At 67.3% G+C, this 14912-nt stretch carries 14 protein-coding genes; 6 read left to right on the top strand and 8 right to left on the bottom strand.

Going from position 1 to position 14912, the window contains the following annotated elements:
* The first annotated feature begins 15 nt into the window (after nt 1-15).
* Complete coding sequence (locus ACZK4H_RS03405; protein ID WP_099553684.1) at nt 16-717, top strand: SGNH/GDSL hydrolase family protein; 702 nt, start codon at nt 16-18, stop codon at nt 715-717.
* Between the two features lie 225 nt (nt 718-942).
* Here the strand turns inward: ACZK4H_RS03405 and ACZK4H_RS03400 are convergent, their stop codons facing one another.
* The 3 genes from ACZK4H_RS03400 to ACZK4H_RS03390 form a co-directional block, all read right to left on the bottom strand.
* Nucleotides 943-2214 (bottom strand): sensor histidine kinase, encoded by a 1272-nt coding sequence (locus tag ACZK4H_RS03400; protein ID WP_099553682.1) that lies wholly within the window; start codon nt 2212-2214, stop codon nt 943-945.
* 156 nt (nt 2215-2370) lie between these two features.
* Complete coding sequence (locus ACZK4H_RS03395; RefSeq protein ID WP_002811889.1) at nt 2371-3084, bottom strand: response regulator transcription factor; 714 nt, start codon at nt 3082-3084, stop codon at nt 2371-2373.
* An 87-nt stretch (nt 3085-3171) separates the two neighbouring features.
* On the bottom strand, nt 3172-3816 hold the full coding sequence (locus tag ACZK4H_RS03390) for an arylesterase (protein WP_049444410.1): 645 nt from the start codon (nt 3814-3816) through the stop codon (nt 3172-3174).
* Nucleotides 3817-3891: 75 nt separating this feature from the next.
* On the opposite strand from ACZK4H_RS03390, the gene ACZK4H_RS03385 reads away from it, so the two are divergent.
* The 4 genes from ACZK4H_RS03385 (at nt 3892) to ACZK4H_RS03370 (ending at nt 7959) form a co-directional block, all read left to right on the top strand.
* The gene (locus ACZK4H_RS03385; RefSeq protein ID WP_099553680.1) at nt 3892-4539 is read left to right on the top strand and encodes an ABC transporter ATP-binding protein; all 648 of its coding nucleotides are present in this window, start codon (nt 3892-3894) and stop codon (nt 4537-4539) included.
* Nucleotides 4536-7049, top strand: coding sequence for an ABC transporter permease (locus tag ACZK4H_RS03380; protein ID WP_099553678.1), 2514 nt, complete (start codon nt 4536-4538; stop codon nt 7047-7049). Before ACZK4H_RS03385 ends, ACZK4H_RS03380 begins: the two co-directional genes overlap by 4 nt.
* 68 nt (nt 7050-7117) lie before the next feature.
* Nucleotides 7118-7471, top strand: a complete 354-nt coding sequence (locus ACZK4H_RS03375) for a DMT family protein (protein ID WP_049444405.1) — start codon at nt 7118-7120, stop codon at nt 7469-7471.
* Nucleotides 7472-7473: 2 nt separating this feature from the next.
* Complete coding sequence (locus tag ACZK4H_RS03370) at nt 7474-7959, top strand: hypothetical protein (protein WP_099553676.1); 486 nt, start codon at nt 7474-7476, stop codon at nt 7957-7959.
* Nucleotides 7960-7987: 28 nt separating this feature from the next.
* On the opposite strand, the gene ACZK4H_RS03365 is transcribed toward ACZK4H_RS03370, so the two are convergent.
* From ACZK4H_RS03365 to ACZK4H_RS03345, 5 genes are all read right to left on the bottom strand, one after another.
* A complete protein-coding gene (locus ACZK4H_RS03365) occupies nt 7988-8914 on the bottom strand; it encodes a DUF6607 family protein (RefSeq protein WP_099553674.1) in 927 nt (308 codons plus the stop codon).
* A gap of 73 nt (nt 8915-8987) precedes the next feature.
* Nucleotides 8988-9587, bottom strand: coding sequence for a ChuX/HutX family heme-like substrate-binding protein (locus ACZK4H_RS03360; RefSeq protein WP_099553672.1), 600 nt, complete (start codon nt 9585-9587; stop codon nt 8988-8990).
* Nucleotides 9588-9591: 4 nt separating this feature from the next.
* Nucleotides 9592-11835 carry a TonB-dependent hemoglobin/transferrin/lactoferrin family receptor gene (locus tag ACZK4H_RS03355; protein ID WP_428843484.1) on the bottom strand — a complete coding sequence of 748 codons (2244 nt, stop codon included), beginning with the start codon at nt 11833-11835 and terminating at the stop codon, nt 9592-9594.
* A gap of 153 nt (nt 11836-11988) precedes the next feature.
* A complete protein-coding gene (gene hemP / locus ACZK4H_RS03350; RefSeq protein WP_005412278.1) occupies nt 11989-12183 on the bottom strand; it encodes a hemin uptake protein HemP in 195 nt (64 codons plus the stop codon).
* Between the two features lie 260 nt (nt 12184-12443).
* A complete protein-coding gene (locus tag ACZK4H_RS03345; protein ID WP_099553706.1) occupies nt 12444-13415 on the bottom strand; it encodes an aldo/keto reductase in 972 nt (323 codons plus the stop codon).
* A 193-nt stretch (nt 13416-13608) separates the two neighbouring features.
* Between ACZK4H_RS03345 and ACZK4H_RS03340 the strand changes: the two genes are divergently transcribed.
* A complete protein-coding gene (locus ACZK4H_RS03340) occupies nt 13609-14907 on the top strand; it encodes a NupC/NupG family nucleoside CNT transporter (protein WP_099553669.1) in 1299 nt (432 codons plus the stop codon).
* The last annotated feature ends 5 nt before the right edge of the window (nt 14908-14912 follow it).

The raw sequence follows: 14912 nt of genomic DNA, 5'->3' as shown, positions 1-14912 counted from the left end.
CCGCTGGAGCGCCTGATGTCCCATCGCCGTACCTGCCTGCTGATGCTGGGCCTGCTGACCGCCGCCCCCCTGGCCCAGGCGCTGAGCCCGGCCAAGCCGCCGCGCGTGCCCGAGCAGGTCTCCAACGTGGCCTGGGCCGACGACATGGCCCACTTCGCCAGCGCCGACCAGGCCAACCCGCCGCCACGGGGCGGCATCGAGTTCATCGGCAGCTCCTCCATCCGCTTCTGGGAGAGCCTGGCCACCGACTTCCCCGGCCAGCCGGTATTCAACCGCGGTTTCGGCGGTTCGGAAGTGCGTGACAGCACCTGGTATGCCGGCCAGATCGTGGTGCCGTATGCGCCGTGCAAGGTGTTCTTCTACGCCGGTGACAACGACCTCAACAGCGGCCGCAGCGCGACCCAGGTGCGCGATGACGTGGTCGCCTTCGTGCAGCGCGTGCACCGCGACCTGCCGACGACCAGGGTCGAGTACCTGTCGATCAAGCCGAGCCCGTCGCGCGCGCACCTGCTGCCGGCGATCAACGAGGCCAACTCGCTGATCAAGGCCGCCCTGGCCAAGCTGCCCAACACCGGTTTCACCGACATCTACACGCCGATGCTGGGCGCGGATGGCCAGCCGGATGCGAAGCTGTTCCGCGAGGACATGCTGCACATGACCCCGGCCGGGTATGCGATCTGGACCAGGGCGCTGGCGCCGAAGGTCAACTGCAACTGAGCAACCCCATCCACGCATGGCGTGGATCTACTGCGGATCGCGGGAAACTGTCGAAGGCGGGGCGGTGTGCGTTTGCAGGACCGTTGGCGCCATGGATGGCGCCATCGAGCCCCCATGGACGGGTTTACGGCGTGTCCTGCAAACCCACACCGCCCCGCCATTCCACGGAATGCCCGCTTTTGATGTTGCCTCGGCGGGTGCCGGGCGCAGCCCGGCAAAATCCCTCTACCGGAAGATCACCGTGGCCTCGGTGCCCTGGCCCGGCTCGCTGGCCAGGCTGACCTTCCAGCCGAAGCGGTCGCACAGCCGGCGTACGATCGACAGGCCCAGGCCGGTGCCCTGCGGGCGGCTCGGCTCGGCGCGGTAGAACGGCTCGAAGGCCCGCGACAGCGCGTCGGCCGACATGCCGATACCGGTATCGCGCACCACCACCCGGTCGTTGTGCACATGCACGTCGATGCGCCCCTCATCGGTGTAGCTGCAGGCGTTGCGCACCAGGTTGCTGACCACCACCTGCAGCACCCGCGGCGGCGCATGCAGCTGCACCGGGCCATCGCTGTGCAGGTGCACCGACACCGGGCGAGACCCCAGCAGTTCGTTGGCGTTGTCCACTTCATAGCGGACGATGTCGTTGACGTCGAACAGCTCGACCTGGGGCTCGACGTCGGCCTCGCGGGCCAGGATCAGGAACGCATCGATCACCGCCTCCATGTCACGGCCGGCACGCTGGATGCGCTGCAGGCTGCGGCGCAGGCGCGGCTCCAGGCTGTCATCGCCAAGCGCCATGTCGCTGGCGACGCGGATGACGGTCAACGGCGTGCGCAGTTCATGGCTGGCGTCGCGGGTGAAATTGCGCTCGCGCGCCACGTGCGCGCTGACCCGGTTGGCCAGCGAATGCAGTGCGGCCGCCAGCTGCCGGGTCTCGCCCTGCATGTCGGCGGGCAGCTTGTTGGGCTCCAGGTCGGCCGCTTCCGGATGCCCCGGGTCCCAGCGCGACACGCGCCGTGCCAGCCAGTTCACCGGCGACACCAGGCGCTTGGACGCGCGGTAGGTCACCCAGCTGGCGCCATACACCGCCAGCAGGGTCAGCAGCACCGGCACGATGCCGAACCAGAACGCCAGCATCTCCGCGCGCGAGCGCAGGAACACCAGGTACAGGCGACCGGCCGGGCGCACGTCGACCAGCACCAGCTGGTCATCCTTGGGCAGTTCGTGGAAGCCGGGCTCCAGATTGCGCAGGTTGGCCGGCAACGACAGTGCCGACTGCCCGCTTTCCAGCAGGTAGCCGCGGATGTTCTGGGTATTGGGCGGTGGCTGCACCGGCGACGCTTCGTGCAGCGTCCAGTAGTACGCCGCCTCCTCGCGCAGGGCGGCACCGACCAGGCTGTGCTTGATCACCAGCGAGACCAGCCACGCACCCAGCAGGATGCCCAGGCTGGCCAGCACTGCCTGCAGGATGAAGGCGATACGGATCTTGCGCGGCAGGCCGTGCGGCATTGCGGGGTCCCGGTCAGAGCGCTGCGATTATAGGCAGCGCGCCACGCCGTGCGGGTGCATGGGCGATGACCGGCGACAACGCCGGCCGGTCATGCCCCGCCCTCGTACGTGGCCACAACCCGGCCGGGCCTGCCACTGCACCGGCGAGTATCCTGCTCAGGCCATCGGCTGGGCGATGTCGGCAATGCGGTAGCCGGCACTCTGCACGGTGTGCAGCAGCGGACGGTCGAACGGCTTGTCGATGATCTTGCGCAGGTTGTACAGGTGGCTGCGCAGGGTGTCCGAATCCGGCAGGCCGTTGCCCCAGATCTCGCGTTCGATCTCCTGGCGGGTGACCACGCGCGGCGATTCGCGCATCAGGATGGTCAGCAGCCGCAGGCCGATCGGCGAAAGCTGCAGCTCGGTGCCGGCACGGGTCGCGCGCATGCTGACCGGATCGAGCACCAGGTCGGCCACCTTCAGCACTTCCGAACCAACCTGGCGACGTTCGCGACGGATCAGCGCGCGCAGGCGGGCTTCCAGCTCCTGGATCGCGAACGGCTTGGTCAGGTAGTCATCGGCACCGAAACCCAGGCCGGTGAGCTTGTCGTCCAGCGTGTCGCGTGCCGTGAGCATCAGCACCGGGGTGGACTTGCGCGCATCGTTGCGCAGGCGACGGCACACTTCGATGCCATCCAGGCGCGGCAACATCAGGTCGAGCACCACGACGTCATAGCTGTTTTCCGCCGCAAGGCGGTAGCCATCCAGGCCGTCCTGTGCATAGTCGACTTCGAAGCCGCGACCTTCCAGGTATTCCCCGATCATCTCGGAGATGTTGCGGTTGTCTTCGACCACCAGCACCAAGCCGGAGGTCTCCTTCGTCTGACGCATGTGATTCCCTCTAACTTCAGCTTTGTGAAACATGCCGCATCGACGGTGGACGTGATGTGAAGTTCCGTCAAGAGGGAATCAAACGGTTCAGAGCAGCGGCCTGAGCAGCGGCCAGACGTTGTCCAGCACCTTCGGCTGCGCCTGCGCGGTGGGGTGCAGGCCGTCGGCCTGCATCATGCCCGGCTGCAGGGCCACACCCTCCAACAGGAACGGCAGCAGCGGCACCTTGTACTGCGTGGCCAGCGCCTTGTAAGCCGCCGCCAGGCGCTGGCGGTAGGCCGGGCCATAGTTGGGCGGTACGTCGATGCCGAGCAACAGCACCTTGGCCCCCGCCTTCTGGCTGGCCTGCACCATTTTTTCCAGGTTGCCCTGCACCTGTGCCGGGGTCAGCCCGCGCAGTGCGTCGTTGCCGCCCAGGGCAATCACCACCACGGTCGGTTTTTCCTTCGCCAGCAGGCCCGGCAGGCGGGTCAGCGCGCCCGCGGTGGTCTCGCCGCTCATGCTGGCGTTGACGATGCGCGCCGGGGTTTTCGACTGCTGCCTGACCCGCTGCTGCAGCAGGCTGACCCAGCCGGCGTCGGCGGGGATATTGTGGGCAGCACTGAGGCTGTCGCCGAGCACCAGCACGGTGCCGGCCGGACCTTTGGCACAGGCCAGCCCGGGCAGCAGCAGGAACCCTAGCAGCAGCACCATCATCGCGCCGGCTCGCCGGCTCCATCCCGTCTTGCGCATTGGAGTCTCCTCATCGACAGCCTGTCCCCCCGCAGCGCGCCCGTTGCCATCGCCGTCGACCAGGTCGGCAAATCCGTGCAGGGCCCGGAGGGTGAAGTCCACATACTGGACAACATCACCCTGACCGTCCATGAAGGCACCAGCGTGGCCATCGTCGGCGCCTCCGGTTCCGGCAAGACCACCCTGCTCGGCCTGCTGGCCGGCCTGGACCTGCCCAGCCGCGGCCACATCGCGCTGGTGGGCCAGGACCTGGGCCACCTTGACGAGGAAGCACGTGCCCAGCTGCGCGCGCACGAGGTCGGCTTCGTGTTCCAGAGCTTCCACCTGCTGCCGGCGCTGACCGCCGCCGAGAATGTCGCGCTGCCACTGGAGCTGGCCGGGCGCGAGGACCGCGCGCGGGTGGACGAGGTGCTGGCCCAGGTGGGCCTGGCTCATCGCGCCCGCCACTACCCGCGCCAGCTGTCCGGCGGCGAGCAGCAGCGCGTGGCGCTGGCACGTGCCTTCGTTACCCGCCCGCGCATCCTGTTCGCCGACGAACCGACCGGCTCGCTGGACCATGCCACCGGCCAGCACATCAGCGACCTGCTGTTCGAGTTGAACGCAGGCAGCGGCACCACCCTGGTGCTGGTCACCCACGACCTGCGCCTGGCCCAGCGCTGCCAGTACATCCATCGCATCGACGACGGCCGGCTGCTGCCGGTTGAACATGGGGCCCAGGCATGAACCTGCTGCGCCATGCATGGCGCGCGCTGCGTCGCGAGGCCCTGGCCGGCGACCTGCTGACCGTGTTCGCCGCACTGGTGCTGGGCGTGGCGGTGATGACCGCGGTCGGCACGCTGGTGAACCGGGTCAACCTGGCACTGACCGGCAGCGCAGCGGAAATGCTCGGTGGCGACCTCGGCATCGCCGGGCGCGATGACCCGCCGCAGGCGTTCGCCGACGAGGCGCAGCGCCGTGGACTGGCCTTCACCCGCATCGCCAGCTTCGGCAGTGTGCTGTTCAACGGTGATGCCAGCCAGATGGCCAGCATCAAGGCGGTGCAGGCGGGCTATCCGCTGCGTGGCACGCTGAGGGTGCGCAGCACGCCCGGTGGCGCGCTGATCGCCAACGCCGGCATGCCGCCCAAGGGCCAGGCCTATGCCGACCCGCGCCTGCTGCAGGGGCTGGGACTGAAGGCCGGCGATGATCTCGAGTTCGGCGCTGGCACGCTGCGCATCGCCGGCATCATCGAGGCCGAACCGGATACCGGTGGCGACCTGCTGACGCTCTCCCCCACCCTGCTGGTCAACCGCGCCGATGTGGAAGGCACAGGCCTGCTTGGCCCCGGCAGCCGCATCAACTACCGGCTGATGTTTGCAGGACCGGCAGGACAGGTCGCGTCCCTGCGCGAGTGGCTGCTGCCACAGGTGAAGGGCCTGCGCCTGCTGAACGTGGATGACACCCAGCGCGGCGTGCGCCAGGCCTTCGACCTTGCCGGCCGCTTCCTCGGCCTGAGCGCGCTGCTGGCGGTGCTGCTGGCAGGCGTGGCCACCGCATTGGCGGCCAACCGCTTCGCCCTTCGCCGCATCGACCAGGTGGCGATCCTGCGCTGCCTGGGTGCGCGCCAGCGCGACATCCTGCTCGGCCTGGCACTGCAGCTGCTGATGCTGGCGGTACCGGCCTGTGCGCTTGGCATCGGCCTGGGCATGGCTGCGCAGGAAGGGCTGGTACAGGTGCTGGGCAGCCTGGTGCCGCAGCGCCTGCCGCTGCCGGAAGCGATGCCGGCGCTGACCGGTGCCGGCATCGGCCTGTTGCTGCTGTTCGGCTTCGGCCTGCCACCGCTGCTGCGTCTGCGCGGGGTGCCGCCGATGCGCGTACTCAACCGTTCCTTCGCTGCCCTGCCGCCAGCCTCGCTGCTGGCCTATGTGGCCGCGCTGGGGGCAAGCCTGTTGCTGGCGGTGCAGGTCACCGGTGACCTCAAGCTGGCCCTGTGGGTGCTGGGCGGCCTGGCCGCGCTGGCGGTGGCGGCCGGGGTGGTCGGCTTCGTGCTGCTGCAGTTGATGCGCGGCCTGCAGCATCGCCTGCATGGCAACTGGCGACTGGGCCTGGCCGCACTGACCCGGCGCCGGCTGCTGGCGGTGATGCAGCTGGTCGGGCTGTCGCTGTCGCTGTGCGCGTTGCTGCTGCTGGCGGTGACCGGCCCAGGCCTGCTGCAGCAGTGGCGCGAGCGGCTGCCGGCGGACACGCCGAACTACTTCCTGATCAACATCCAGCCCGAACAGCGCGACAGTGTGCTGGCAACGCTGCGCGGGCTGGGTGCCAACGACGCCAGCATCGAACCGATGGCCACCGGGCGCCTGATCGCCATCAACGGCAAGCCGCCGCTACGCGTGGACCGCGAGCCCGGTCAGGACGGGCAACCGGCGCAGGGCGGCCAGCGCGATGACGACGACGAGAACCGGCCGTTGAACTTCAGCTGGCGCAGCAGCTTCCCGCCGGCCAACACGCTGATGAACGGCACCTTCTGGACGCCCGACAGCACGGCGGCGGAGGCGTCGGTTGAAATCGGCTGGGCCAAGCGCTACGGCGTGTATCCGGGCGACCGCATCACCATTGCAGTCGGCGAGCAGGAGCGCGAGTTCACCGTCACCAGTGTGCGCAAGGCCGACTGGAACACCTTCCGGCCGAACTTCTTCGTGCTGCTGAATCCGAATGCGGTGGGCGATACCCCGCACAACCTGCTGTCGGCGTTCCATCTGCCGGCCGGCAAGGCGGCCGGGCTGGGCGAGCTGGTGCGCGCGCAGCCCAACCTGTCGCTGCTGGACGTGGACGCGGTGATCTCGCAGGTGCGCGATGTGATGGAACGGGTGGCACAGGCGGTGCAGCTGGTGATGGTGTTCAGCCTGCTGGCCGGCGTGCTGGTGCTGCTGGCCGCGCTGCAGGCCACGGCGGGCGAGCGTCGCTACGACAGCGCAGTGCTGCGCACGCTGGGCGCAACCCGGCGCCAGCTGCGCGGCGCGGTGCTGGTGGAATTCGGCGCGCTGGGCATGCTGGCGGCGATGCTGGCGGTGGGCGCGGCGGCCGCCATCGGCGTGGCGGTCTCGCAGAAGGTGTTCGAGCTGCCGTTGCTGCCACCGTGGCCGGGCCTGCTGATCGGCGGCGTGGTCGGCATCGGGTTGAGCCTGCTGGCGGGCTGGTGGGGTACGCGGGCGATCCTGCATACGCCGCCGGCACTCGCCCTGCGCGAAGCCTGACGCGCTCGTGACACGCTGCGGGTGGGGCCGGCTGTATGCTGCGCGCCCCACCCGATGAGATCGCCCGGATGCCCGGCACGTCGTTCGCTGCTTACCTGTACCCGGTGTTGTTGCTGCTCGGCAGCAACATCTTCATGACCTTCGCCTGGTACGGCCACCTGAAGTACAAGAGCGCGCCGTTGATGATGGTGATCCTGGTCAGCTGGGGCATCGCCTTCTTCGAATACTGCCTGCAGGTGCCGGGCAACCGGCTGGGCAGCGCGGTGTATTCGGCGCCGCAGCTGAAGGGCATGCAGGAAGTGATCACGCTGTTGGTGTTTGCGGTGTTTTCCGCGTTCTACCTGGGCCAGCCGCTGAAGTGGAACCACTACGCCGCGTTCGGGTTGATCGTGGTGGCGGCGTTTCTGATGTTCAAGGAATAGGAATGAACTACGGCTTCTGCCTGCGCGTCCTTCTGGCCGGCGTGCCACTGCTGGTGGCGATGCCGGCCGTATCTGCCCGCACTGCACCGGGCCTTGTCCCGGACCCGGTACAGGCCTTCATACTGGAAACGGTGCTGGCCGATGAGGTGCGCGCCTTCCACGATGGCCACCCGACCTATCTGGTTCCGGCCAGCGTGTCACGCACGCGCACCGATGCCGAGGTGATGGCCGACCTGCGCGCGGAGTTCAACCGGTTCTACCAGGGCCAACCGAAGCCAAGAAAGGAAGTGGCGCACATGGCGATCCTGGTCTCGCAGACCGCGCTGCTGCTGCCGGACCGGAGTGCCTGCAGTACGGATCAAGTGCGTTGCCACGAAGCTGTCATGGGCGTCCGCACCCGCGACGACGAGGCGAGCCTGCAGGTCACCCTGCAGGCTTTCCAGGATGCAGGGCTGGACCTGACCACGCTGGGTGGACCGACGTCCTGAGTGCAGTGCATCCACGCATGGCGTGGATCTACTGGGCCTTTTCCACGTACTTGGCGAACACTTCGTCGATCTGCTTGTCCTTCACTTTCTTGCCGGACTGGATCTCTTCGGCCTGGGTGAACAGCGGAATGATCATCGCCATGCCGTCGATCTTGGTCTTCAGGTGCACGCCCGGGGCCTGGCCGAGGAAACCGTCCCAGCGCTGGCGCACCTTGGCCCAGTAACCGGCAGTAGCCTTCCAGTAGTTGCGCGCCGGGGTGAAGTCGACCTCGGTGGTCTTCACGTAGTCGTTGAAGCCGAACTCGCGTGCGATCTCCACCTGGCTGCCATCGTCGTTGCGCTGCACCTTGGTGTTGAACTGTTCGTGGGTCCAGCCGTTCGGGGTCAGCGTATGGCGGTTGATCACGGCCAGCGCGTTGTAGTCGCTGCGCTTGGTGTACTCACGGCGCGGCAGCGGGCGCCAGCTCAGATCGCTGGTCCAGCTCGGCACGTTGTTGGTGTAGGTCCAGGCGCCGGTGCCGCAGTAGCGCGGTGCGTCGCTCACTTCGTACACGCACTGGGTCCAGGCGCCCTGGTTCACCGCCGCCGGAATGCTGCGTACGTTCCAGGTCTGGTCGGCACTGAACTCGAAACGGTTCGGTGCTTCGTACACCCAGTCCTGGCGCCAGTGCTTGGTGATGTGGCCGCTCTTTTCATCCAGCAGCAGGTGCTGCAGCACGATGCGCTTCGGGGTGTCCTCGACCACGATGACCACTTCGCTGCCGCCGCTGCGCATCGCCGGCGCGCGCTCGTAGCCCGGCTTCAGCAGCACGGTCTCGTCGAAGGCGAAGTCCACGGTGTACTCACCCTGCATGGCGAGGATGCTGTCGTGGTCGCGGGCGATATCGGAGGGCTGCGCGCTGGCCACGCCGCTGGCGGCGAGCAGCAGCATGGCGCTGGCTGTCTGGAGCTTCATCGGGGTCTTCCTTCGGGGTTGCAGATTCATTGAGGGGCCATCCGTGGCCAACGGGCGTTCCATCAGGAGAGGGTCACAAACGGATCAGCGGCAGGTCGCCGGGGATCCGCGGCGCCGGGCGCCGCGCAGCGTCGGCACAGCAGCAGTCGTCGATCGCCAGCTCGCCTTCGGCACCTTCCAGGCGTGCGATGCGGCGCGCGGTGGCCGCGCCCAGCGAGGACAGGGTCGACAGGCTGGCAGCCAGGGTGCGGCCGTCGTCGGCGGCGTGCAGGCGCAGCGCGCACAGGCGCCAGCGCTGGCCGCCGAGATGGCCGGCCAGGCGCCGCCACAGGCGTTCGCCAACGCTCGCCTCGCTGTCGTGTTCCGGTCCCGGCGGCAGCGCCGCGACCAGACGGTCCCAGGCCAGGAAATCGCTGTCGGGCAGCAGGTACAAACGCCACACGCAGCGACCGCGGCCATCGAGGAAGCACAGGCTCTCGCGCAGGCCTTCACTGTCCACGCCCTGGCAGGCGTGCACGCGTACGGCCTGGCGCCAGCCGCCCAACTCGTTGCCGTCGGCGTGGTACAGGCACAACACGGTGCCGAGCGTGGCCAGCTGTGCCGGGGTCGGCCAGGCCGCGCTGTGTGGCGCGGCGATGGAGTCATTCCTGCGTGCGGACAATGCTCGGCTCATGAGGTCACCAGGAAACGGCAAGGCTGGCGGAGAAGGTACGGCCCGGGCTGCTGAAACGATCGCTCAGTGCGCGATTGGTGATCAGGCTCGGGGTGATCGACGACCATTCGATGTAGCGCTTGTCGGCCAGGTTGAACACGCCGACATTGAAGGTGGCACCCGGTGCGAAGTTCCAGTGCGCCATCAGGTCCAGCACGCCGTAGCCGGCCGGCTGGTAGACGAACGGCGCCGGTGCGTTCGGATTGGTCTGCGCAGCAGGCGGCGGCAGGCGCTTCTTGCGCTGCACGAAGGTACCGGCCAGTTCGACGCCCCAGGTATCGGTGTCGTACATCAGGCCCAGCGTGCCACGCAACGGATCGACCGAGGCCAGCGGCTCGTCATCGGTCCGGTTGTCACCACGCGACCATGCCAACGCACTGCGCAGCGCCCAGCCCTTCAGCGCCGGGCTGAGTTCGCCGAACTCGATGCCGGCCTTCATTTCCGCGCCATAGATGCGCGCGTCGGCGATGTTCTGCGACTGGAACACGGTCAAACCCTGTGCGTTGCGGCCGGTATCGACGTTGGACTGGATGAAATCCTTGTAGTCGTTGTAGTAGCCGCTGACGCTGACATACACCGCCGGCGCGATGAAGCGCAGGCCCAGTTCGTAGCCGTCGCTGGTTTCCGGCTTCAGGTCCGGATTTGCGATGGCGGTATAGCGGAAGGCGACGTTGGTCAGGCCGATGTTGACGTCGTTGTACGGCGGCGAACGGAAGCCACGTGCATAGCCTGCGAACAGCGACCATTCGTCGGTGAAGCGCCAGACCATGCCCAGCTTCGGCGACACGCTGGTCTTCTTCAGCTGCGCCACGGCCGTGGTCGGGTTGTCTTCGGCGAAGATACCGTCCACTTCCGGCTTCAGCTCATAGCGGTCCACGCGCACGCCCGGCACCAGCGACAGCCTGCCATCGGCAAAGCGCATCTCATCCTGTGCGTACAGGCCCAGCTCGGTGGTCTTGCTGATCGGGAAGTCACGCACCGGGAAGGTGTCCGGCACCACCGTGTTGCTGACCACGCCGGCCTTGCTGACCTGGTAGCCGTCGCGCTTCTGGCGGATCTCGGTACGGGTGCCTTCGAAACCGTAGGTCAATGCGTGCTCGACGCTGCCGGTGGTGAACGCCTTGTTGAACTGCGCCTGCAGGCCATAGGCATGCTGGTCGAAGGAGAACACGCGGTGGCGGCTGGTGCCGTCGGTGCGGGTCTCGTCGGTCTGTTGCCGGGTTTCGCTGTTCTGCGCGTACACCTGCCAATGCAGGCTGTCGGCGAACGGCTGGTCCAGCGCATCCATCTCGTGGGCGAAGGACACGCGGTTGCGCTTCTGGGTGTCGTGGGACTTCATGCCGGTGGCGGCAGCAAGTGCGCCCGGACGCGGCGCGACGCTGGCGATCGCCGACAGCACATTGGTATCGGTGGTGTCTTCGTTGCCTTCCACGGTCAAGCGGAAGCGCTGGTCTTCGCTGGGTGCATAGACCAGCTTGCTGAGCAGGCTGCGGCCGTCGCGATCCTGCGGATTGGACGCGGTGCGGGTGTCGTTGTCGCTGCGAACCGTGCCCTTGTTGTCCGTTTCCTGGCCCTGGTGGTGGTTGACGTTGACCAGGCCGCTCCAGTGGTCGCCACCGAAGGCGGCCGTGGCACCGCCGAGCAGGCCCTTCCACTCACCGTCGTAGCCGAACTTCAGGCCGAAGTAGCTGTTCTTGCCGTCCTTGAGGTAGTCGGCCGGGTCCTTGGTCACGAACGCGACCACGCCACCGAGTGCGTCGGAGCCGTACAGCGAGCTGGCCGGTCCACGCACGATCTCGACGCGCTTGAGCGTATCGAGGTCGGTGAAGTTGCGGTTGGAACTGGCGAACGAACCGATGTCGAACCGGGTCGGCATGACGATGCCGTCGGTCTGGATGCGCACGCGGTTGCCGTCCAGGCCACGGATGCGGAAACCATCCAGGCCGAAGCGGGTCGCGCTGCGGGTGACCGACAGGCCCGGCTCGTAGCGCACCAGATCCTTGATGTCCTGCACCAGGTGCCGGTCCATCTGCTCACGGTCGATGACGTCCACGGTGGCCGCCACGTCGCTCACGGCCCGCTCGGTGCGGGTGGCGGTGACCTGCACCCGATCGAATTCGCGCGCATCGGGGGCAGCAGTGGCAGCAGCGTGGGCGGACAGCGGCAGCGCCATCCAGACAGCAAGGCAAAGGGCGGTATGGCGGGTCATCGGGATCGTTCGGTCAGGCAGGGGAACCCCCGGTTACCGGCACACCCGGAAGGTGCACGCGGTAGACCGAGGGGGAGAGAGCGGGAGCGGACGGGTCGCCCACCCTGTCGGCGCTGCCGGCAGGAGGGAGGGAGGCGGGCGACCAGACCGCGATTACTTGGTCAGGATCAGCTTGTCGTTGCTGGTGTGCCGCAGGCGATAGAAGCGGTCGCCGTGCTGGATCAGGATTTCACGACGGCCCTTGAGCAGGGCTTCGCTGTCGATGACCTCTTCCGGCGGAACGACGCGGACCGGACGATCGCGGAGGGTCAGCGTTTCGGGGCGCAGCAGTACAGGTTGAGCATTCATGAGCATCTGGACTCGTGCGAGGGACGAGTTAAATGATAATGATTCTCAGTTGACAATCAACAACCATTCTCAATTTCATTGATGAGATTAATGATCGAATTCTGAAATTCGATAGATCACGTCAATCAAATTGACGACACAGATGTGTAGAGGCGACTGCTGCTGCTCGAAGCAGTCGACTATCCGAAGCAGTCGACTCTATCGATCACGATCCCGAGCAGGCCCGACCGAGGCCACCGAGGCCCGGTCGGCCCCGGGGTTCAGCCGAAGACGGCCTCGACCTCGGCCCAGCCGGCGGCATCGACCTGCTCCAGCACCTCCAGCGCCTGCAGGTTCTGCAGCAGCTGGCTGACCCGGCTGGCGCCGAGGATCACGCTGGAGACATTCGGGTTGCGCAGGCACCAGGCGATGGCCAGCGTGGCCGGGGCCTGGCCCAGCGCCCGCGCGACTTCGCTGAAGCGGCGCACCTGGCCGAGGCGGGCCTCGGCGTCGGCGCCCAGCACCAGGTCCTGCAGCCATTCCATGCCTTCCCGGCCCAGTCGCGCATCGGCGGGAATGCCCTGATCGTACTTGCCGGTCAGCAGGCCCGAGGCCAGCGGCGAGAAGATGGTGGTGCCCAGCCCGGCGCGGGCGTACAGCGGTGCGTACTCGACCTCCACCCGCTCGCGGTGCAGCAGGTTGTACTGCGGCTGCTCCATCGACGGGCCCTGCAGGTTGTGTCGTTCGGCGAAATCCAGCGCCTGCTGGATCTGTATCGCCGACCACTCGGAAGTGCCCCAGTAGAGGATCTTGCCCTGCCTCACCAGGGTATCCATGGCGTGCACGGTCTCGGCGATCGGCGCGTCCGGATCCGGGCGGTGGCAGTAATAAAGGTCCAGGTAATCCACCCGCAGGCGTTTGAGCGCGGCGTGGCAGGCATCGGTCACATGCTTGCGCGACAAGCCGCGCTGTGTCGGCCGCGGGTCCTTGGCGCTACCGAAGAACACCTTGCTGGACACGCAGAAGCCGTCGCGCGGCAGACGCAGGTCGCTGATCACATCGCCCATCACCTGTTCGGCGCGGCCGTTGGCGTAGCCCTCGGCGTTGTCGAAGAAGTTGACGCCATGATCCCAGGCGGCGGCCACCAGGTTGCGGGCCTCATCGCGCGGGATCTGGTCACCGAAGGTCACCCAGGCGCCGAAGGAAAGGGCGGAAACCGGCAGGCCGGTGGAGCCCAGGCGACGGTATTGCATGCGAATCTCCTGCTGCGGGCCCGCATCCGGGCCGGGATCGATCCCCATTCTACCTGTCGCCGCCGGCCGCAAGCCCTTGCCGTTGCTGGCCTGATCGGTACCGATGGGTGCGCGCACGCTGCTTTTCCTTGCCCCGGCCCCGGCCCTGCACTAGGCTTCCCGTTTTTCGCGACGCCCCAGGGGAGTCACTCACATGGTCGAAGGTTTGGGCAGGATCGGCTTCGGCCTGTTCGGGTTGGCGGTGCTGATCGGCATCACCTGGTTGTTTTCCAATAACAAGCGTGCGGTTGACTGGAAGCTGGTTGCCACCGGTATCACCCTGCAGATCGCCTTCGCGGCGCTGGTGATCCTGGTGCCGGGCGGGCGCGACGTGTTCGACGCGCTGGGCCACGGCTTCGTCAAGGTGCTGAGCTTCGTCAACGAGGGTTCCGGTTTCATCTTCGGCTCGTTGATGGACACCAAGAACTACGGCTTCATCTTCGCCTTCCAGGTGCTGCCGACCATCATCTTCTTCTCGGCGCTGATGGGCGTGATGTACCACCTGAACATCATGCAGGCGATCGTGCGCGTGATGGCGTGGGCGATCACCAAGGTCATGCGTGTGTCCGGTGCGGAAACCACCAGTGTCTGCGCCAGCGTCTTCATCGGCCAGACCGAGGCGCCGCTGACCGTGCGCCCGTACATCGCCAAGATGACCCAGTCCGAGCTGCTGACCATGATGATCGGCGGCATGGCACACATCGCCGGCGGCGTGCTGGCGGCCTACGTGGGCATGCTCGGCGGCGGCGACCCGGCGCAGCAGGCCTTCTACGCCAAGCATCTGCTGGCGGCGAGCATCATGGCCGCGCCGGCCACTCTGGTCGTGGCCAAGCTGTTGATTCCGGAAACCGGCACCCCGCTCACCCGCGGCACGGTGAAGATGGAAGTCGAGAAGACCTCCAGCAACATCATCGACGCGGCTGCGGCCGGCGCCGGCGACGGCCTGAAGCTGGCGCTGAACATCGGCGCCATGCTGCTGGCCTTCATCGCCCTGATCGCCCTGCTGAATGCCCCGCTGACCTGGATCGGTGAAGTGACCGGCCTGGCTGCGCAGATCGGCAAGCCGACCAACCTGTCGACCATCTTCGGCTACCTGCTGGCCCCGATCGCCTGGGTGATCGGCACGCCGTGGGCCGATGCCACCACCGTCGGTTCTCTGATCGGCCAGAAGGTCGTGATCAACGAGTTCGTGGCCTACACCGAGCTGTCGCAGATCGTGAACGGCCAGGTGGCTGGCGTCAGCCTGTCCAGCGAAGGTCGCCTGATCGCGACCTATGCGCTGTGCGGCTTCGCCAACTTCAGCTCGATCGCGATCCAGATTGGCGGCATCGGTGGCCTGGCCCCGGAACGGCGCCACGACCTGGCCAAGTTCGGCCTGCGCGCGGTGCTGGGCGGTACCATTGCCACCTTCATGACGGCGACCATCGCCGGCGTGCTGACGCACTTCAGTTGAACCCT

The sequence above is a fragment of the Stenotrophomonas sp. 78350_Sma genome (assembly GCF_056482105.1).
The sequence above is the reverse complement of the archived record's forward strand: the minus strand, read 5'-3'. Positions and strand labels throughout refer to the sequence as shown.